Source organism: Cupriavidus sp. GW822-FHT03E04 (assembly GCF_058801495.1).
Window position 1 is genome coordinate 54,726 of record NZ_JBXANI010000031.1, and the last position, 18,536, is coordinate 73,261.

The following is an 18,536-nucleotide window of genomic DNA, read 5'->3' on the forward strand; positions in this document are numbered from 1 at the left end:
GAATCCTTGCTTGATAAGGTTGTTCAGGTAGGCAAGAAGCCGTTCCGGTCAGGACTGGGACGCCTGGGCGTCGCCATCGGTAGCCTGGGGCTTGGGCGCCTTGGCGAGCGACTGCAGCAGCGCGGGGTCCTGCAGCAGTTGATTGATCAGCGATTCGGCACCCGACTTGCCATCCATGTACGTCTGCAGGTTCGCGAGTTGCGTGCGGGCTTCCAGCAATTGCCGCAGCGCATCGACCTTGCCGGCCACCGCCGCTGGCGAGAAGTCCTCGATGCTCTCGAACGTCATGTCGACCATCAGTTGGCCGCCGCCGGCCAGCGTATTGGGAACAGCGAACGCAACACGAGGCTTCATCGCCTTCATGCGCTCGTCGAAGTTGTCGATATCGATCTCGAGGAACTTGCGGTCGGCGACCGGCGGCAGCGGCTCGGCGGGCTTGCCCGACAGATCGGCCAGGACGCCCATCACGAAGGGCAACTCGATGCGCTTCTCCGAGCCATAGACCTCAACGTCGTACTCGATCTGCACACGTGGCGCGCGATTGCGCGCGATGAATTTCTGCGAACTGTTCACAACAGACATAGGTCTCCTCAACGGGTGACAAGAGGGGTTGCAAGGACGTGCCGCACGGCGTCAGGCCGCTTCGGCTTCGGGATATTCCGGCCCAACAGCGTCGTGGCCGGCACGGTACTCGGTGTGATAGGTCAGTGCGGGCGCATCTGGCGGCTCTCCCGCCAGCCGGATGTCGATCGCGGCCAGCTGGCGCTTCTCCGATATCGCCGACAGCCACAGGCGAGCCAGTTGCGGCTGGACGACCTGCTCGATAAAGCTGATCAAACGGCGAGCTCCGGTTTCGCCAACCGGGCAGCGCACCACGATGAACTCGACCACGGCGTCGCCATAGGTGAGCGCAATGCCGTGCTGGTCGTGCATGCGGGCCACGACGCGGCCCAGGTGCAGGCGCACGATGCGGCCGAGGTGTTCGGCGGCAAGCGGCAGGTAGGGCACGATCACCAGGCGGCCGAGGAACGCCGCCGGAAAGACTTTGCGCAGCGCCGGCATCAGCGCGTCGCGCAGCGCGGCGGGCTCCGGCATCAGCGCCGGGTCCTCGCAGAGATTCGCCAGGAGATCCGAGCCAGCGTTGCTGGTGAGCAGCAGGATGGTGTTCTTGAAGTCGATGTGGCGCCCTTCGCCGTCTTCCATGTAGCCCTTGTCGAACACCTGATAGAAGACTTCGTGGACGTCGGCATGCGCCTTCTCGACCTCGTCAAGCAGCACCACGCTGTAGGGCCGGCGGCGCACCGCTTCGGTCAGCACGCCCCCTTCGCCGTAGCCGACATAGCCTGGCGGTGCGCCCTTGAGGGTCGACACAGTGTGCGGCTCCTGGAATTCGGAGAGGTTGATGGTGATGAGGTTCTGCTCGCCGCCATAGAGGACATCGGCCAGCGCCAGGGCCGTCTCGGTCTTGCCGACGCCGGAGGGGCCTACCAGCAGGAACACGCCGACCGGCTTGCCGGGATCGGTCAACTGCGCACGGGCGGTCTGGACACGCTCGCCGAGCTGGGCCAGCGCGTGGTCCTGGCCGATGACGCGAGTGCCAAGGGTCTGCGGCAACCGCATGACCGTGGCCACCTCGTCCGCGACCATGCGCCCAACCGGGATGCCCGTCCAGTCGGCGACAATGGCCGCGACCACGGCTTCGTCCACTTCCGTGTACACAAGCGGCGCCTCCCCTTGCGCCGCACGCAGGTCGGCTTCGAGCTCAGCCAGAGACTGCTGAGGCTGCGCCGTGCTCGCTGGCTCGATCACCGGCTCGATCGCCGGGGGTTGGACCAGCGCCTGCCGGCGTGCGACCAGGTCGCTCGCCAGGCTTCGTTCGCGCTCCCAGCGCGCTTCGGCCTGCGCCAGGTCGGCATCGATCTGCGCGCGCCGGGCATGTACGCCGGCTATCCGCTCGGCATCTGCTTTGCCGAAGCCGGCATCCTTGGCGAGCAGCGCGCATTCGGCGTCGGCAGCGGCCAGTTGCTGGCGCAGGTGCTCGACTTCTGCCGGTGGGGCGTGCAGTGACAGCGCCACGCGGGCACAAGCCGTGTCGAGCAGGCTGATGGCCTTGTCCGGCAACTGCCGGGAGGGGATATAACGATGGGAGAGCTTGACGGCGGCACGCACCGCTTCGTCGCGGATGAACACCCGGTGGTGCGCCTCGAAGGTGGCGACCAGCCCCCGCACCATGGCGACAGCCTTGGCTTCTTCTGGCTCCATCACCTGCAGGACCTGGAACCGGCGCGTGAGCGCCGGATCCTTCTCGATGTGGCGCTTGTATTCGCTCCAGGTGGTAGCACCGATCGTGCGCAGCGCGCCTCGCGCCAGCGCCGGCTTGAGCAGATTGGCAGCGTCGCCCGTGCCGGCCTGGCCGCCGGCGCCGACCAGCGTGTGGACTTCATCCACGAACAGGATCACCGGCTTCTGGGACCTGGCGGCTTCCTCCAGCACGCCTTTCAGCCGCGCCTCGAATTCACCTTTCATGCTGGCGCCGGCCAGCAGCGCCCCGACGTCGAGACTCAGGAGCCGGATATCTTTCAAGCTCGGCGGCACCGTGCCCGCAGCGATGGCCTGGGCGAGTCCCTCGATGACGGCGGTCTTGCCAACCCCAGCCTCTCCCGTCAAGAGCGGATTGTTCTGGCGGCGGCGCAGCAGGATGTCCGTCATGGTGCGGATCTCGTGCTCGCGGCCAATCACCGGATCCAGCCGGCCGGCGCGGGCCTCCTCGGTCAGGTCGAGGCAGTACTGGCCAAGGGCAGATTTGCCGGAACCCGTGGGCGCCAAGGCGCCGCTGGCCTCGCCAGGCGTGGCCGGTGCGAGGCCACTGCCGTCGTAGGCCGCTTCCCGGCTTTCGGGCGACTGCGCGACCAACGCGGGAACGGCTTCGACCAGGTCATCGGCACGTACCTTCGCGAACTGATTCGAGATGCCCAGCACCGTACGGCGCAATTCCGGCGTCTTGAGCAGTGCGCTCAGCAGGTAGGCGCCGCGCACGTGGTCATCGGCGAAGGCCAGTGTCGCGTAGACCCACGCCCGCTCCATGGCGGACTCGATCTGGAACGAGAAGTCGCTGATCGACGTGGCGCCGGCTGGCAGCAAGCCCAGCGCGCGCGTCAGGTCGGCTTCCAGGGCGGGCAGGTCGGCGCAGGCATGGCGCAGGATCCGCTGCAGGTCGCCATCGGGGGCCTGCAGCAACTGGTGCAGCCAATGCACAAGCTCCACGTACGGGTTGCCGCGGAGTTTGCAGAAGGCGGTCGCGCTTTCGATCGCCTTGAATAGGGTGGGATTGAGTCGGCCGAACAGCGCCTGACGCGAAATGTCCATTTGATGCCTTGCTCTTTTTTTGAATGATCGACTGCGATCGACTGCGCTTGCCCGATGGAGTTCTTGCGATGGAGTTCTTGATTAACCCCTTTTTAGGATATGGCAAAAACATTAGATGCGTAAACCCCTTCCGTGATCATCGCAGTGCGGCTTCCGTGACCAGACAGGAAGCCTGATCGCCGTGGATCCTTGGTAGTCAAATAGCCCAAAGTGACCAATACGTGTGCGTCTATCACGTCCAGCATGGAGGCGCAGTAATTTACGACGCTCACGAACCGAGACATGAAAGATTCGGAAATTTCCCAATATTGATTCCGAAAAATTTCGGCGTTTTATAGGACAATAGCGGCTTTTTTATAGGACAAGTCCTAAAAACATTAGGACAACGGATCCTTAATTCAAAGCCATCGCGCAGACCGCAATTAATGACATCCGTTTGCATTTTGTCTAGCCGTGATTTTCGATTATCATCGGGTCCATTCCTGAACCTATCACTAGCGAGGCAAGGTCATGAGCGACTCGCAGCCCCTCCCGGCAGGGACCGGCGCCACCGACCCCGGATTCGACCGCGATAGCGATACGCCCTGGCCTTGGGATGCGCTCGGCGGAATGCACCCGGGCACTGCCGATCCGTTCTCGGTGCTGAGACCAGCCGCTGGCGAGCGCACAGCGCAAACTGCTGCCCCCGATCGGACTGACGTGATCGAGCAGCTCAAACGCGAGGCCGAGGCGGCGCTACGCGATCCCGACTACCTGAGCGCCCACCCGGGGGCCACCACTGGGGCGGCATCGGTTGTACCGGCGGAGACCGCTCGGAACCCGCTGCAGAGGCTCGCACGCGAGGCCGACCATACCCACAGCTTGATGGACATGCTTGCCACCGCCGGCCACATCAACGCCCTGATTGGCTCCCCGCAGACCCTGGATGACTACCCGTTCTTTGTGATCCCGCCTGCGCCGGACGTGCTCTGGCTCTTCGCAGGGGACATCGTGCCCACCAGGCGCCGTGACGTCGCCGCTCCCCTTACCCGCCGCGAACACCACCTCATCTCGATGGATAGCGCCTACCGCCCTGCACAGGCACAAACGCAAAAGCCAACGCCAACGCCGGAGCCCGATCATGGCGCTTGATACGCAAGCCCCCGAAAGCACACGCGACGCCGGGCTATCTTCAGTCCTGCGCCGAACCGGATCGGCCGCCGGCGCGCTCTGCGCAGCGGAAGGCCTGGTGCGCCTGCAGCCCGGCTCATTTGACTCCCGTTGGCAGCTATTCCAGTGGCTGTGCGTGGTTGGTGACTGGACGCGCGCGCTCCGGCAACTGCAGGTGGCCACGCAGCTCGCACCCGACTTTGCGCAAACCGCGCATGTCTACCGCGACTTGATCCGCGCGGAGGTGTTCCGGCGCGAGGTCTTCGCAGGCCGGCGCGCCCCCGGCACCCTGCTGCCGGCCCCGGCCTGGATGCCCGGGCTGCACGTCGCGCTCGTACAAACCGAAGCCGGTGACATCGCCGCCGCCGATAGCAGCCGCAACCTGGCACTGTCGGAGGTCCCGGCCTCGCCCGGCATGCACGACGGTGTGCGCTTCGCGTGGATCACCGACACCGACACGCGCCTGGGCCCGACCTGCGAAATCGTGGCGGCGGGCCGCTACGCCTGGCTGCCTTTTGCCCAGATGCACAAGCTTGAGCTGGCCGAGCCTGCCGGCTTGCTCGATCTGCTGTGGCGCCCGGCCACCGTGACGCTCTCCGACGGTGTGGTCAGCCGTGGCTTCATGCCGGTGCGCTACCCCAACTCTGAGCAGGGTAGCGACGCCATCCGGCTCGCCCGCGAAACCAACTGGGCCGAAGTGGGCGAAACCGGTGTCATCGGATTCGGCCAGAAGACCTGGATGACGGATGCGGGCGATGTGGCCATGCTCGATGTGGCGACCCTCACTCTGGTAGCCGGGCATGGCTGACCACCGCCCGCCGCGGGTACCACGCCGCCCGAATACGCAGCTGCTGCCGACGCTCTTTGACCGGCTGCGCGACGACGCGCCCCAACGGCAGACCGAAAGCGCGAACGAATACACCGTCACGCGCGCCCAGATGCGCGAGATCATCCAGCGCGATCTCACCTATCTGCTCAATACCACCAACCGCGAGGATGAGATTGACCGCGAGCGCTATCCCGCTGCCGCGGCATCGACGATCAACTACGGGGTACCACCGGTCGCCGGCAGTTACCTGTCCGAGCACAAGTGGAACGACATCGTCAACATCGTCAGGCGCGCCATCCTGGACTTCGAGCCCCGGCTCATTCCCGGCTCGCTGGACGTGAAGCCGCTTTTGAAGGAAGACGCGCCGCAGCGCTACAACACCCTGGTTTTCGAGATCAAGGGCCTGATCCATATGGACCCGTACCCGATGGCATTCACTGCCCAAAGCTCGCTCGACCTGGAAACCAGCCGGATGAGCGTCCAATCGATTCACACCACCTGACGCCATGGATCCGCAACTGCTCGACTATTACAACCGCGAGCTCGTCTACATGCGCGAGCTGGCCGGGGAATTCGCCAATCAGCACCCGAAGGTGGCGAGGCGCCTGGGCATGCATGGCACCGAGGTGGCCGACCCCTATGTGGAACGCCTGATCGAGGCGTTCTGCTTTCTGTCGGCGCGCACCCAGATCAAGCTCGATGCGGAGTTTCCGCGCTTTACGCAGCGGCTGCTGGAGGTGGTCTACCCGAACTACGTTGCGCCGACGCCGTCGATTGCTGTCGCACAGTTCCGCCCCAGCCGGATCGCGGGCAATCTTGCCCGCGGCGTGGAGGTGCCGCGCGGCGCGCAGCTCGATGCCGCGCCGGCGCCGGGCGAGAAGACGGCCTGCCAGTTCAGGACCACGCAACCGCTGACGCTGTGGCCGCTCGAAATCACCGAAGCCCGGCTCACTGGCATTCCACCGGACATTCGCGGGCTGGAGCGCTATGTGCCTGCCCACCTGACGGTACAGGGAGCGCTGCGCCTACGCCTGCGCTGCACGCGCGAGGCCAACTTCGATCAATTGCCCGGCCTGGACCAGTTGCCAGTCTATCTGTGCGGGGACGACCAGATCGCCTCGCACCTGTTCGAGCTCTTGCACAGCGCCGGCGTCGCCACGCTGATTGGACTGCCCGGCGCCATGAGCGAACGCCCCTACGCGGTGACAGAGGATGCCGTCAGCTATGTGGGTATGGGTCCGGGCGAGGGCGCGCTGCCGTTGCCGTGGAACAACTTCTTTGGGCACAACCTGTTGCATGAGTATTTCGCATGCCCGCAGCGCTTCTACTTCTTCGGCCTCAACAAGCTGGCACAAGGGTTCGGCCGGATCCGCGGCAAGGAGGCCGAGATCGTCGTGTTGCTGTCAAAGCCGCCTGGCAATCTGACCAGCCAGGTCGACCGGGATCAGTTCGCGCTCTTTTGCACACCGGTGGTCAATCTGTTCCCGAAACGCACCGATCGCATCGAGATCACACCCGGGCGCACCGACTTCCATTTGGTCGCCGACCGACAGCATCCGCTCGACTACGAAATCTACACCGTCAAGCAGCTATCCGGGCAAAAGTCCGAGCACAGCGCCAGCATCGCCTTTCAGCCGCTCTTTGCCACGCTGAACAGTGACGAGGGTAATCACGGCCGCTACTTTTCCCTGCGGCGCGAGCGCCGGATGCTCTCGGAGCAGGCTCGCAAGTACGGCACTCGCACCGCATACGTCGGTACCGAGCTGTTCGTGTCGCTGGTGGACCAGCACGAGGCCCCTTACCCGGACACCTTGCGCTACCTGTCGGTGGAGTCGCTGGCCACCAATCGCGACTTGCCTAATCTGGTACCGCGCAATGGCCTGCACGACCTGACCCCGGCGGCATCCATCCCCGTGGACGGGATCGGCCTGATCCGCGCGCCGTCGGCACCTCGGCCACCTTATGCGGACGGCGAAATGGCCTGGCGGCTGATCCGGCTATTGGGCTTCAACTACCTGTCGCTGACCGACCTGGAACATCGCTCGGGCGGCCAGGGTCTGCGTGACATGCTGCGGCTTTTCGTGGCGAGCGACGATCTGGCGCACCAGGCGCAGATCCAGAGCCTGATCGGCTCGAAGGTGGAGCCGGTCATGCGACGGCTGCCGGGCAACGGCCCGTTGATCTACGGCCGTGGTATCCAGTGCCAGCTTACCGTGGACGAAGCCGGCTTCTCCGGCATCAGCCCATACCTGTTCGGCGTGGTGCTGGAGCATTTCCTGGCGCGTCACGTGTCAGTCAACGTCTTCACGCAGACCGAACTGCACTCGATGCAACGCGGCCTGGTGCATCGTTGGCCCGTGCGCATGGGCGGCCGTAGCGCCGTGTAGCCATGTACAAAGGACACGACGACAACGCGCCGCCAGCGCTAACGGCCCCGGCGCCGCTAGGAAGCTACGCCGGCCAGGCGCCGTGGAAGCTGAGCTTTCTGGGACTCCTGCGGCATCTGTCCGCCCGGCACCCTGACTTGCCCCCGATCGGGCAGGCCAGCCGGCCGCGCGACGAGCCATTCCGGGCTGGCCAGCAGGCCGCGCTCACATTCGCGCCCCGCGAGATCGCGCAGGTGCAGCCGCTGCCTGGCCGGCTCAAGGTGCAGTTGTTTGGCCTGGGCATGCTGGGGCCGAATGGGGCACTGCCGATCCACCTGACGGAAATCGTACGGGAGCGCAGTGAAACACACCGGGACAGCACCACCGCCGATTTTCTGGATCTGTTCCACCATCGCGCTTTCACGCAGTTCTACCGTGCCTGGGCAGGCTCGCAAGCCGCAGCGGGCCTCGATCGGCGCGACGACGAGGTGTTCTCCCGCTATATCGGCTGGCTGACGGGCAACGAAGCCGAAGAGATCGCGCACAGTCCCCTGCCCCCGCACGCGCGGCTCGCCGCCGGTGCGCATCAGGTGCGCGAAGCACGCAATCCCGATGGCATTGCGGCCACGCTCTCGCACTTCTTCGGGGTATCCGTCAGACTGGAAGAATATGTGCTGCACTGGATCGCCATCGATCCGGCCGAACACAGCCGCCTGGGGCATCCGGGCGCCCCCAGCGTCATGGGGCAAGGCGCCATGCTTGGCGAGATGGTACCGGACCGGCAGCACAAGTTCCGCCTGGTGATCGGTCCGCTCGGGCTGCAGCAGTACCTGAACTTTACGCCCAACGGCCGGGACCTTCCGACGCTCATTGAATGGGTGCGCGCCTTCGTAGGCCATGAATTCGTTTGGGAAGCCGAGCTGCAGGTGATCCCTGACTCGGCGCCACCCGCCATCCTGGGCTCACAGGAACGCCTGGGCTGGTCTACGTGGCTGGGCGAACCGGATCGCAGCCGCGCCATCACCGGCATGGTGTTCGAGCCCGAACACTACGCGACACATTGACTATGAAAGCCAAAACCAAGCCCGTGCCGGCGCCAAGACCTGAATTTCCCTTCCCGGAGCTGCTGGAACCGGTCTCTCCCGACAGGCCATGCGGCGATGACCTGGAGTACGACCCTGAATTCGTCGTGCTTCTGGCCAAGGCCGCTCCGAAGGCGGACGCACAGTACGGCGACTTCGTCAGTGAGCCGGAAGCCTGCAACTGGGCCGAGCTGGAGCGCGACTGCCAGCGCCTGCTCTTGCGAACGCGCGACATCCGCATTTTGGTGCTGCAGCTGCGGTGCCGTACTCGGCTAGCCCAGACGGCCGGGCTGAGAGACGGCCTCGAGGCGCTGGCGCAACTGCTGACGAAATGGCCGGATGCGATCCATCCGCAGTTGACGGTCGATGGCGAAGCCGATCCTGCCATGCGCGCCAACGCACTGGCCGCACTGGCCGACCCGGACGGGCTGATGCGGGACGTGCGGGCGTTGACGATCACGGGCAATGCCGCACTACGGCTGCAGGTCCGGGACGTCGAGCGTTCGCTCGGTGTGCCACGGCCCGTGGACGCCCCGGCGCCGGAATCGGTGCGCCTGCAATTGCAGGATTTGCGCCAGCAGCACAGCCCCGCCCTCCTCGCATTGGACGAAGCCGCAGGATATGCCGCTGCCATCGACGACTGGGCAAAAGCCAACCTCCAGAACGACCGCCCTGACCTGAGCCCGCTGCTCAAGCTACTCGGCACGATGACGGGCAATGTCGTGGCCGCCGCCGCGCCGCGGCCCGATTTGAGCGTCGCGGCCTCGACAGGCGACGGTGCCGCAGGTGGTCTTTCCCCTATAGCGACCACCGAGCATGCCGCCGCCGCCATGCCGCGGGACCGCGATGCCGCCTTGGCCGGCGTGCGCACCGCTCGTCAATGGTTCGAACTACATGAACCCAGCAGCCCCGTGGCGCTACTGCTCAGGCAAGCCGAGCGGCTGACCGGCAAGCGCTTCGATGAAGTGTTCCAGGCAATCCCCGCCGAGCTGGTGGAGCGCTGGGCGCAGGACAATTCGTGATCTTCCAACCGTTCGGGGAGCGCATCGTTCCATGCATCTTTAAGTATGCTCGGAGACACCAGAACGTATTGTTTCGAGCGACTGCCGCGGTCGCCGGCATGGGTAGCGCCCCCAACGCTGGCACGTGTCCGCCATCGAGACAAAAAAAAGCCCCTGAATCCCAGGGGCCATTTTTCAATGTCTTGTGCAGCGGCAACCGCTCGCCAGATCAACCAGCGAAGTTCTTGCTGGCGAAGTCCCAGTTCACGACGTTCCAGAATGCCTCGACATACTTCGGGCGGGCATTGCGGTAGTCGATGTAGTAAGCGTGTTCCCACACGTCGCAGGTCAGCAGCGGCTTGGCGTCGGTGGTCAGCGGGGTAGCGGCGTTGGAGGTCGAGACCAGGTCCAGCGAGCCGTCGGCCTTCTTCACCAGCCAGGCCCAGCCCGAACCGAAGGTGCCGACCGCGGTCTTGGTGAATTCTTCCTTGAACTTGTCGAAGGAGCCGAACTTGGCGTTGATGGCATCGGCCAGCGCGCCGGTCGGTTGGCCGCCGCCGTTGGGCTTGAGCGAGTCCCAGTAGAAGGTGTGGTTCCACACCTGGGCAGCGTTGTTGAAGATGCCGCCGGAGGACTTCTTGACGATCTCTTCGAGCGTCGAGTTTTCGAACTCGGTGCCCTTGATCAGGTTGTTCAGGTTGGTGACGTAGGTCTGGTGGTGCTTGTCGTGGTGGAACTCCAGGGTCTCCTTGGAGATGTGCGGAGCGAGCGCATCATGAGCGTAAGGCAGCGGGGGGAGAGTATGTTCCATTGTTCTGTCTCTTTCTGTGGGGTTGAAGATCAGGAATTGTCGATTGTAGGGGACTTGCCATACCCGCGCAAACGCGGCAAACAAAGCCCCTTCGATCATATTAGTTTGATCGATATGCAAGCGCTGTCGGCGGTCCGCCGACGCGCGCCGGGCTTAGCGTTCCACCAGCCGGGGCTGAACGCTGGCGAGGCTGGCATCGGCCACGCCTTCGGCCAGGTGGACTTCGATCACGGTGCCCGCGCGCAGCTCCGACGGTGAGCGCAAGGCGCGTCCGCGCTGGTCCAGCAGCACGGCATAGCCGCGCTCCAGGGTGCGCTGCGGCGCCAGCACCTCGAGCGTGCCGGCGGCACGCTGCCAGCGCTGGCCGGCGCGCTCAACCTGGCGCTGCGTGGCGTCGCGCAGGCGCAGCGCGGTGCGGCGCAACTCGGCCTGGGCCTGGGCCAGGTCGGGCCGGCCAGCCGCCCAGCGCATGGCCAGCACCTGCTGGCGGTGCCGCTGGGCGGCCACGGTATCGCGCAGCGCGGAGCGCAGGTGACGCATGAGGTTGTCGACCTGCAGGCGGCGCTCCTGCAGCTGCGCTTGCGGGCTGCGCAGGCGGCGGGCCAGCCAGTCGAGGTTCTGGGCGCGCCGGTCGAGCTGGCGCTGCATGCACTGGGCCAGCGCGTCGCGCGCGCGGCTGGCTTGCATCAGCATATGGCTGCGGTCCGGGCTGACCAGCTCGGCGGCGCCGGTGGGCGTGGGCGCGCGCACGTCGGCGACGAAGTCGGCGATGGTGAAATCGGTCTCGTGGCCCACGCCGGAGACCACCGGCACGGCGCAGCGCGCAATGGCCTGCGCCACGCTCTCCTCATTGAACGACCACAGGTCCTCGATGCTGCCGCCGCCGCGGCACAGGATCAACACATCGCATTCGTTGCGCTCGCTGGCGGTGTCGATCATGGCGGCGATCTTCGCCGCAGCGCCGGCGCCCTGTACCGGCACCGGGTAAACCACGACGGGCACATGCGGGGCGCGCCGGCGCAGCGTGCTGATCACGTCGCGCAGGGCCGCCGCCTGCAGCGAGGTGATCACGCCAATGGTGCGGGCGTGGACTGGCAGCGGCCGCTTGCGCTCGGGCGCGAACAGCCCGGCCTGCGAGAGCTTTTCCTTCAGGCGCAGGAATGCCTCGTACAGATTGCCAAGGCCGGCGCGGCGCATGCCCTCCACGCCGAGCTGCAACTCGCCGCGCGCCTCGTACATGGATACGAGCGCCCGCACCTCGACCGCCTCACCCTCGCGCGGCGTGAAGTCGACATGCTGGTTGCGCCCGCGGAACATCACGCAGCGGATCTGGGCGCGCGCATCCTTGAGCGAGAAATACCAGTGGCCGCTGGCGGCGCGTGTGAAATTTGAGATTTCGCCCCGGACCCAGGTCAGCGGGAAACTACGTTCCAGTACCTGGGCGATCGCGTGGTTCAGCTCTCCGACGGGAATCGCCTCACGCGCCCCGGGAGGGGCCATAGGCTGGGTTTCACGCGAAAAGTTCAGCGGTTCTGACATGGCGCACGGCCGGGCAAGCGGCGTGGAATTGACATGTCCACAGCATAACTGGTCTGTCAAGTCTCTTGGGGTGGGGGAGGCAATAACCCCGCAAAGCCCCATGACTTGACACAAGCCTTTGATTCTTATGCGCTTTCGGCTGTCTTATTTTTTAGGCAATGTAAGCAAACCCCTTATGCGTCAAACACTTACCGACCGCACCCCCGGCTTGTTCACAAAGTTATCCACAGGAACTCTGGACAACCTTGGGTAGAACGCGCTGCCTGTGGAGAACTATTTCCTGCCCGCCGGAAACGCCCATCCGGCAGCCAAAAGAGATCGCAAGGCCTCCTTGTCGCGACATGGCATGGCCATGTCCTGAGCATGAGCACGGAGACTGGAAAACACCGTACAAATGGCTGTTGCCCATTTTTTAATCAGCACGTATGAAGCGCTTTTCAATCAATGACTTAAGTAGCTTCTCAGATAGTTTTCCACAACCCGTCCACAAGACTGTCCCGGCGGAATGTGGAAAGGGGGAGACATGGCGGGATTTTTTCATTCACGGGGCGTTGGAGGCCCCCGCGAAGCCCATCTGGCGTGCCCTGCACATTATTTAGGCACTATGTATACTCACCTTTCCAATCAATGACTTAGCATTCTTTTCAGGCGTCTGTCCACAAACGGTCCACAGCACTGTCCTGTTTTAATGTGGATAGAGCGGACTCCGGTTTTGCGCGGTTCGCGCGCGCGCGGAGGATGTCCTCGTCACCCGCCGTTTGCCCGTTTTTTAAGCGGCACACAATTTTTCCTTATCAATCAGTGACTTGACCGCCTTGTCAGCCCTCTGTCCACAATTCATCCACAGCACTGTCCCTGTTCCATGTGGACATCCCGCCAGTCGCCGCCTCCAGCGCCTTGCGCGCACGATGCGCGGCAGACACACCGCGATGCTGCGTCTTGCCCCGCCCGGTGCTGCGGGTTAGAGTGGCGCCTGATTTTTTCGAACATTTTCGAACATAGCCAGCGCGCGCACGGCCGCGGCGTCTGGCATGAGCACACAAGCCGTTGACTCGGGGTTCCACGTGTTTTCCATCATTCAAGCTGCCGGCTGGCCGATCTGGCCCTTGTTGCTCGCCTCGGTCATCGCCCTGGCGCTGATCGTCGAGCGTTTCCTCAGCCTGAAGCGCAGCAAGGTGCTGCCGCCCAAGCTGTATGACGAAGCTCTGTCGGTGGCGCACCAGCGCCGCGCCACGCCGGAGGTGGTCAACACGCTGGAGCAGAACTCCCCGCTGGGCCGCGTGCTGGCCGCTGGCCTGCGCCATGTGGTGTTGCAGCCCCAGACGTCGCGCGATGCCGCCAAGGAAGTGGTCGAGGAAGCCGGGCGCGCCGTGGCGCACGAGCTGGAGCGCTACCTGAACGCACTAGGCACGATCGCCTCGGTCGCACCGCTGATGGGCCTCCTGGGCACCGTGATCGGCATGATCGAGATCTTCGGCAGCCAGGGTGGCGCCGGCGCCAGCCCCGAGCAGCTGGCACATGGCATCTCGGTGGCGCTCTATAACACCGCCTTCGGCCTGATCATCGCGATTCCGGCACTGATCTTCTGGCGCTACTTCCGCCGGCGCGTGGACGATTACGTGGCTGAGCTGGAATTCCGCGCCACCGCCTTCCTGGATGCCATCCTGCCGCAGCGCCGCGCCTGATACGCCATGCACTTCCGATCCCGCCAGCGGCGTGAAGAACCGGAGATCAACCTCATCCCGTTGATCGACGTCCTGCTCGTGATCCTGATCTTCCTGATGATCACGACCACGTACTCGCGCTATACCGAGCTGCAGATCCAGCTGCCGACCGCCGACGCCGAAAAGGCGCAGCAGCGCCCCGGCGAGATCGTGGTATCCGTATCCGCCAAGGGTGTCTATTCGATCAACAAGCAGGTCATGGACCAGCAGGACGTGACCAGCCTGGCCCAGCGCCTGCGCGAGGTAGCCGGCCCGGCCGATGGCCAGCCGCCCGTGCTGATCGTCAATGCGGATGCGCAGGCCACGCATCAGTCCGTGATCAACGTCATGGAAGCCGCCCGCCTGGCCGGGCTGCCCCGCCTGACCTTCGCCACGCAGAGCTCGCAGGCGCGCTGAGCGGCCCGGCGCGGGGATGCAATCCCCCGCTGCGAGCCGCACCTTGCGGCGGGCGCCGCAAGGTGCCCATAATGACTGGGTAGCTCGCTTGCGCGGCCTCGCGATGACGCGATGAGGCCATCGTGCCGGCGCGCCGTGCTACCGTCCCCGGCCCCACGCCTGCTCTTTTCAACGCAGCATTACCGCCCAGCCCTGCTTACCACGCCCATGCCCGCTCCCCGCAACACACTTGCCGACTTCGTGACCGCCCAGTGGCAACGCCGCGGCTGGTTCGCCTGGCTGATGCTGCCGCTGTCGTGGGTGTTCGGCCTGGTCAGCGGCTGGCGGCGCCTGGCATACCGGCGCGGCTGGTACAGCTCGACGCGCCTGCCGATGCCGGTGGTGGTGGTCGGCAACGTGACCGTGGGCGGCACCGGCAAGACCCCCGCGGTGATCGCGCTGGCCCATGCACTGGCCGAGGCCGGCCTGCGCCCGGGCGTGGTCTCGCGCGGCTACGGCGTCAAGCTCAAGCATCCGCGCCGGGTCAAGCCCACCTCGCAGGCCAAGGACGTGGGCGACGAGCCGCTCTTGATTGCGCGCGCCACCGACGTGCCGGTCTGGGTCTTCCCCGACCGGGCGCTGTGCGCGCAGACCATGCTGGTCTCGCATCCCGGCGTCAACGTGCTGCTGCTCGACGATGGCCTGCAGCACTACAAGCTGCAACGCGACTTCGAGATCGTGATGTTCGATTCGCGCATGGGCGGCAACGGCTTGCTGCTGCCGGCCGGCCCGCTGCGCGAATCGCTCTCGCGCCGTCGCGACGCCACCCTGATCAACGACCCGGACTTCCGCCCCAGCCCGAGCCAGCCGGATGTCTATGGCATGCGCCTGGTGCTGGACGATGCCTGGCAGCTGGCCGACCCGACCATGGCCAAGCCGCTGTCGGCGTTTGCCGGGCAGCGCGTGTTGGCCGCGGCCGGCATCGGCAACCCCGAGCGCTTCTTTGCCAGCCTGCGCGCAGCCGGCCTCGCGCCGGACACCATGCCCCTGCCGGACCACTACGACTTCGCCGAAGACCCGTTCGCCGGCGATCCTGTCGCGCAGGCGGCCGATGCGATCCTGATCACCGAGAAGGATGCCGTAAAATGCGAGCGCCTCAGTGACCCGCTGGACCCGCGGATCTGGGTCGTCCCCACCACGCCCGTGATCGACGCGGGCCTGATCGAAAAAATTCGCCGCGCCGTCGCCGCGCATGCCCAGGCCGCTCCCACAGCGCCGGGCGCCGCGACCGCCGCCGGCCACACCAAGGAAACGCAAGATGGACAACCGGCTGCTTGAAATCCTGGTCTGCCCGCTGTGCAAGAGCAAGCTGGAACATGACCGCGCCGCCCAGGAACTGATCTGCCAGGTCGACAAACTGGCCTATCCGATCCGCGACGGCATTCCCATCATGCTGGCCGATGAGGCACGCCAGACCGTGCCGGGCCGGCTGGTCTCGCCGGAATAAGCGGCTCGCACCATGTCGCTGCCCGCTTTTACCGTCGTCATCCCGGCGCGCCTGGCCTCCACCCGACTGCCCAACAAGCCGCTGGCCGATATCGGCGGCAAGCCCATGATCGTGCGCGTGGCCGAGCGCGCCCATGCCTCGTCGGCGCAGCGCACGGTGGTCGCCACCGACGCGCCCGAAGTGGCGGCAGCCTGCGCGGCGCATGGCATCGAAGCCGTGATCACGCGTGCCGACCACCCCTCGGGCACCGACCGCCTGGCCGAAGTGGCAACATGGCTAGGCCTGCCGGACGACGCCATCGTGGTCAATGTGCAGGGCGATGAGCCGCTGATCGAGCCCAGCCTGATCGACGAGGTGGCGCTGCACCTGGCGCACCATGCCGATTGCGCCATCGCCACCGCCGCGCATCCGATCAGCGAGATTGCCGAGGTGTTCAACCCCAATGTGGTGAAAGTGGTGTGCGATGCCGCCGGCCGCGCGCTGTATTTCTCCCGCGCGCCGATCCCCTGGGCCCGCGACGCCTGGGCCGGCGTGCCGGCCGCGGCGGCAGCCACCGCCCAGGTGGCATTACCGGCCATGCCGGTATTGCGCCATATCGGCCTGTACGCCTACCGCGCCGGATTCCTGCGGCGCTTTCCCACGCTGGCGCTGTCGCCGGTGGAGCAGACGGAAGCCCTGGAGCAGCTGCGTGCGATGTGGCATGGCGAGCGCATCGGCGTGCTGGAAACAGCGGCTGTGCCCGCGCCGGGCGTTGACACGCAGGCCGACCTGGACCGCGTGCGTGCGCTTTGGGCGCAGGCCATGGCGCAGGAAGGCCCCTGAGCGCACTTGGCGATGGCCGCCGGCTGCGGCGGTCATCGCATGACTTACGACATAAGTCATGACAGATGTCACCGCAGCGGCAAGCCGATTTCGCGCCGCCTCATGGCATAATGCTTGACGATACAGAGCCGTCGGGCGCCCGGGCGTCCGGCCAAGGCTCGGTGGGGAGATGAAAAGTGAGCCCGATCGGTACCCGCCCGCCGCCAGCGGCAGAGGCGTCAGCATGCCGGTCGTCAACAGACCAGACTCCGACCTGAGGCGCGCCGTCCCGACGGCGTTGGTAAGCCTCGCGTCAAGTTTCGGCGTTACCCTCCTTCCATTCCCCCTGCCATACAAGATTCAAAACTCTGAGGACCCGTAATGCGTTTGATCCTGTTGGGCGCGCCTGGCGCCGGCAAAGGCACGCAAGCCCAGTTCATCTGCGAGAAGTTCGGCATCCCCCAAATCTCCACTGGCGACATGCTGCGCGCCGCGGTGAAGGCTGGCACGCCGCTAGGCGTGGCCGCCAAGAAGGTGATGGACGCAGGTGGCCTGGTGTCGGACGACATCATCATCGGCCTGGTCAAGGACCGCCTGCAGGCGGCCGATTGCAAGGACGGCTATCTGTTCGATGGCTTCCCGCGCACCATTCCGCAGGCCGAGGCCATGAAGGAAGCGGGCGTGGCGATCGACTACGTGCTGGAAATCGACGTGCCCTTCGATGCCATCATCGAGCGCATGAGCGGGCGCCGCGTGCACGTGGCATCGGGCCGCACCTACCACGTCAAGTACAACCCACCCAAGGTGGAAGGCGTGGACGACATCACCGGCGAAGCGCTGATCCAGCGCGACGACGACAAGGAAGAGACCGTCAAGAAGCGCCTCGACGTCTACTCCCAGCAAACCCGTCCGCTGGTGGATTACTACTCCAAGTGGGCCGCCAATGGCGACGCCGCCGCCAAGGTGGCACCGCCGCAGTACCGCAAGATCGCGGGCGTTGGCAGCGTGGAAGATATCACTTCGCGTGTGTTCGAAGCACTGAAGTAAGCCGCGCATTCAGCGCTGCAGGTAAAAAAGGCGACCCTCGGGTCGCCTTTTTTATTGCCGCCGCCATCCGCGGAGATAGCATCGCCGAATTGACGTTTACGTAAACGTTATGCCAACATGCCGTATCTGCAGCGCCAGAAAACCATAAGACCACACATCCAAGCGAGGAAGACAACGATGGAAATCCGCGACAACGTATTTATCGTCACCGGCGGCGCCTCCGGGCTCGGCGAGGGTAGCGCCCGCATGCTGGCCGCCGCGGGCGCCAAGGTGGTGATCGCCGATCTTAACGAAGCCGCCGGCACCGCGCTGGCCGCCGAGCTGGGCGGGAAGTTCGTGCGCTGCGACGTTAGCAGCGAGGCCGACGGGCAAGCCACCGTGGCGGCAGCCACCGCGCTGGGCCGCCTGGCCGGGCTGGTCAATTGCGCCGGCATTGCCACCGCCAACAAGACGGTGGGCAAGAACGGCCCGCACCCGCTTGACGCCTTCGACAAGACCATCCGCGTCAACCTGATCGGCACCTTCAACATGATCCGGCTGGCTGCCGCGGCCATGGTGCAGAACACGCCCGACGCGGAAGGCGAGCGTGGCGTGATCATCAATACGGCATCGGTGGCGGCCTTCGACGGCCAGATCGGGCAGGCCGCCTACGCAGCCTCCAAGGGTGGCGTGGTCGCCATGACGCTGGCCATCGCGCGCGACCTGTCGCGCGACGGCGTGCGCTGCATGACGATTGCCCCGGGGCTGTTCGAGACGCCGATGCTGCTGGGCATGCCGCAGGAAGTGCAGGACGCGCTCGGCAAAATGGTGCCGTTCCCGTCGCGCCTGGGCCGCCCGGCCGAGTATGCGAAGCTGGTGGGGTCCATCATCACCAACCCCATGCTCAACGGCGAAGTGATCCGGCTCGACGGCGCCATCCGCATGCAGCCGAAGTAACGC

The 18,536-nt window shown here is 65.5% G+C and carries 17 protein-coding genes; 13 read left to right on the plus strand and 4 right to left on the minus strand.

The genetic code is table 11. The features are described 5' to 3' along the window. Positions 1-48: 48 nt before the first annotated feature. Complete coding sequence (gene tssB / locus AC1RQC_RS33780) at positions 49-582, minus strand: type VI secretion system contractile sheath small subunit (protein ID WP_492373355.1); 534 nt, start codon at positions 580-582, stop codon at positions 49-51. A 51-nt stretch (positions 583-633) separates the two neighbouring features. Beyond that, a complete protein-coding gene (gene tssH / locus AC1RQC_RS33785) occupies positions 634-3,366 on the minus strand; it encodes a type VI secretion system ATPase TssH (RefSeq protein WP_492885867.1) in 2,733 nt (910 codons plus the stop codon). 510 nt (positions 3,367-3,876) lie between these two features. On the opposite strand from tssH, the gene AC1RQC_RS33790 reads away from it, so the two are divergent. Genes AC1RQC_RS33790 through AC1RQC_RS33815 form a run of 6 tightly spaced genes read left to right on the plus strand, consistent with a single transcriptional unit; the run spans position 3,877 to position 9,814 of the window. After that, positions 3,877-4,497, plus strand: a complete 621-nt coding sequence (locus AC1RQC_RS33790) for a TagK domain-containing protein (RefSeq protein ID WP_492885869.1) — start codon at positions 3,877-3,879, stop codon at positions 4,495-4,497. After that, the gene (locus AC1RQC_RS33795; RefSeq protein WP_492885871.1) at positions 4,487-5,323 is read left to right on the plus strand and encodes a type VI secretion system accessory protein TagJ; all 837 of its coding nucleotides are present in this window, start codon (positions 4,487-4,489) and stop codon (positions 5,321-5,323) included. The genes AC1RQC_RS33790 and AC1RQC_RS33795 overlap by 11 nt, the downstream gene beginning before the upstream one ends. Further along, positions 5,316-5,846 carry a type VI secretion system baseplate subunit TssE gene (tssE, locus tag AC1RQC_RS33800; protein WP_492373351.1) on the plus strand — a complete coding sequence of 177 codons (531 nt, stop codon included), beginning with the start codon at positions 5,316-5,318 and terminating at the stop codon, positions 5,844-5,846. Before AC1RQC_RS33795 ends, tssE begins: the two co-directional genes overlap by 8 nt. Before the next feature lie 4 nt (positions 5,847-5,850). Further along, positions 5,851-7,731 (plus strand): type VI secretion system baseplate subunit TssF, encoded by a 1,881-nt coding sequence (gene tssF, locus AC1RQC_RS33805; RefSeq protein ID WP_492885873.1) that lies wholly within the window; start codon positions 5,851-5,853, stop codon positions 7,729-7,731. A gap of 2 nt (positions 7,732-7,733) precedes the next feature. Next, positions 7,734-8,774 (plus strand): type VI secretion system baseplate subunit TssG, encoded by a 1,041-nt coding sequence (gene tssG / locus AC1RQC_RS33810; RefSeq protein ID WP_492885875.1) that lies wholly within the window; start codon positions 7,734-7,736, stop codon positions 8,772-8,774. 2 nt (positions 8,775-8,776) lie between these two features. After that, positions 8,777-9,814 carry a type VI secretion system protein TssA gene (locus tag AC1RQC_RS33815; RefSeq protein WP_492373348.1) on the plus strand — a complete coding sequence of 346 codons (1,038 nt, stop codon included), beginning with the start codon at positions 8,777-8,779 and terminating at the stop codon, positions 9,812-9,814. Between the two features lie 208 nt (positions 9,815-10,022). Here AC1RQC_RS33815 and sodB read toward each other — a convergent pair whose 3' ends face one another. Continuing rightward, positions 10,023-10,604, minus strand: coding sequence for a superoxide dismutase [Fe] (gene sodB, locus AC1RQC_RS33820; protein WP_006157940.1), 582 nt, complete (start codon positions 10,602-10,604; stop codon positions 10,023-10,025). 153 nt (positions 10,605-10,757) lie between these two features. Beyond that, positions 10,758-12,143: an exodeoxyribonuclease VII large subunit gene (gene xseA, locus AC1RQC_RS33825; RefSeq protein WP_416047708.1), complete on the minus strand. Its 1,386-nt coding sequence runs from the start codon at positions 12,141-12,143 to the stop codon at positions 10,758-10,760. A gap of 1,064 nt (positions 12,144-13,207) precedes the next feature. Between xseA and AC1RQC_RS33830 the strand changes: the two genes are divergently transcribed. The 7 genes from AC1RQC_RS33830 (at position 13,208) to AC1RQC_RS33860 (ending at position 18,533) form a co-directional block, all read left to right on the plus strand. Then, on the plus strand, positions 13,208-13,828 hold the full coding sequence (locus AC1RQC_RS33830; protein WP_492813192.1) for a MotA/TolQ/ExbB proton channel family protein: 621 nt from the start codon (positions 13,208-13,210) through the stop codon (positions 13,826-13,828). A gap of 6 nt (positions 13,829-13,834) precedes the next feature. Continuing rightward, positions 13,835-14,263: an ExbD/TolR family protein gene (locus AC1RQC_RS33835; protein ID WP_043344052.1), complete on the plus strand. Its 429-nt coding sequence runs from the start codon at positions 13,835-13,837 to the stop codon at positions 14,261-14,263. 207 nt (positions 14,264-14,470) lie between these two features. Beyond that, complete coding sequence (gene lpxK, locus AC1RQC_RS33840; RefSeq protein ID WP_492813158.1) at positions 14,471-15,580, plus strand: tetraacyldisaccharide 4'-kinase; 1,110 nt, start codon at positions 14,471-14,473, stop codon at positions 15,578-15,580. After that, entirely contained in the window at positions 15,561-15,749 is a 189-nt protein-coding gene (locus tag AC1RQC_RS33845) for a Trm112 family protein (protein ID WP_043344047.1), read from the plus strand. The genes lpxK and AC1RQC_RS33845 overlap by 20 nt, the downstream gene beginning before the upstream one ends. A 12-nt stretch (positions 15,750-15,761) precedes the next feature. Continuing rightward, the gene (gene kdsB / locus AC1RQC_RS33850; protein ID WP_492373334.1) at positions 15,762-16,571 is read left to right on the plus strand and encodes a 3-deoxy-manno-octulosonate cytidylyltransferase; all 810 of its coding nucleotides are present in this window, start codon (positions 15,762-15,764) and stop codon (positions 16,569-16,571) included. Between the two features lie 360 nt (positions 16,572-16,931). After that, the gene (gene adk, locus AC1RQC_RS33855) at positions 16,932-17,597 is read left to right on the plus strand and encodes an adenylate kinase (RefSeq protein WP_174426009.1); all 666 of its coding nucleotides are present in this window, start codon (positions 16,932-16,934) and stop codon (positions 17,595-17,597) included. Positions 17,598-17,774: 177 nt separating this feature from the next. After that, positions 17,775-18,533: a 3-hydroxyacyl-CoA dehydrogenase gene (locus AC1RQC_RS33860; protein ID WP_492813163.1), complete on the plus strand. Its 759-nt coding sequence runs from the start codon at positions 17,775-17,777 to the stop codon at positions 18,531-18,533. Positions 18,534-18,536 lie beyond the last annotated feature (3 nt).

What these genes read in the sequence shown, in the direction of transcription:
- AC1RQC_RS33815 (WP_492373348.1), top strand. Translation starts at nt 8,777, where the DNA reads ATGAAAGCCAAAACCAAGCCCGTGCCGGCGCCAAGACCTGAATTTCCC.
- tssB (WP_492373355.1), bottom strand. Translation starts at nt 582, where the DNA reads ATGTCTGTTGTGAACAGTTCGCAGAAATTCATCGCGCGCAATCGCGCG.
- tssF (WP_492885873.1), top strand. Translation starts at nt 5,851, where the DNA reads ATGGATCCGCAACTGCTCGACTATTACAACCGCGAGCTCGTCTACATG.
- lpxK (WP_492813158.1), top strand. Translation starts at nt 14,471, where the DNA reads ATGCCCGCTCCCCGCAACACACTTGCCGACTTCGTGACCGCCCAGTGG.
- sodB (WP_006157940.1), bottom strand. Translation starts at nt 10,604, where the DNA reads ATGGAACATACTCTCCCCCCGCTGCCTTACGCTCATGATGCGCTCGCT.
- AC1RQC_RS33795 (WP_492885871.1), top strand. Translation starts at nt 4,487, where the DNA reads ATGGCGCTTGATACGCAAGCCCCCGAAAGCACACGCGACGCCGGGCTA.
- kdsB (WP_492373334.1), top strand. Translation starts at nt 15,762, where the DNA reads ATGTCGCTGCCCGCTTTTACCGTCGTCATCCCGGCGCGCCTGGCCTCC.
- tssG (WP_492885875.1), top strand. Translation starts at nt 7,734, where the DNA reads ATGTACAAAGGACACGACGACAACGCGCCGCCAGCGCTAACGGCCCCG.
- AC1RQC_RS33790 (WP_492885869.1), top strand. Translation starts at nt 3,877, where the DNA reads ATGAGCGACTCGCAGCCCCTCCCGGCAGGGACCGGCGCCACCGACCCC.
- AC1RQC_RS33845 (WP_043344047.1), top strand. Translation starts at nt 15,561, where the DNA reads ATGGACAACCGGCTGCTTGAAATCCTGGTCTGCCCGCTGTGCAAGAGC.
- tssH (WP_492885867.1), bottom strand. Translation starts at nt 3,366, where the DNA reads ATGGACATTTCGCGTCAGGCGCTGTTCGGCCGACTCAATCCCACCCTA.
- AC1RQC_RS33860 (WP_492813163.1), top strand. Translation starts at nt 17,775, where the DNA reads ATGGAAATCCGCGACAACGTATTTATCGTCACCGGCGGCGCCTCCGGG.
- AC1RQC_RS33835 (WP_043344052.1), top strand. Translation starts at nt 13,835, where the DNA reads ATGCACTTCCGATCCCGCCAGCGGCGTGAAGAACCGGAGATCAACCTC.
- tssE (WP_492373351.1), top strand. Translation starts at nt 5,316, where the DNA reads ATGGCTGACCACCGCCCGCCGCGGGTACCACGCCGCCCGAATACGCAG.
- adk (WP_174426009.1), top strand. Translation starts at nt 16,932, where the DNA reads ATGCGTTTGATCCTGTTGGGCGCGCCTGGCGCCGGCAAAGGCACGCAA.
- xseA (WP_416047708.1), bottom strand. Translation starts at nt 12,143, where the DNA reads ATGTCAGAACCGCTGAACTTTTCGCGTGAAACCCAGCCTATGGCCCCT.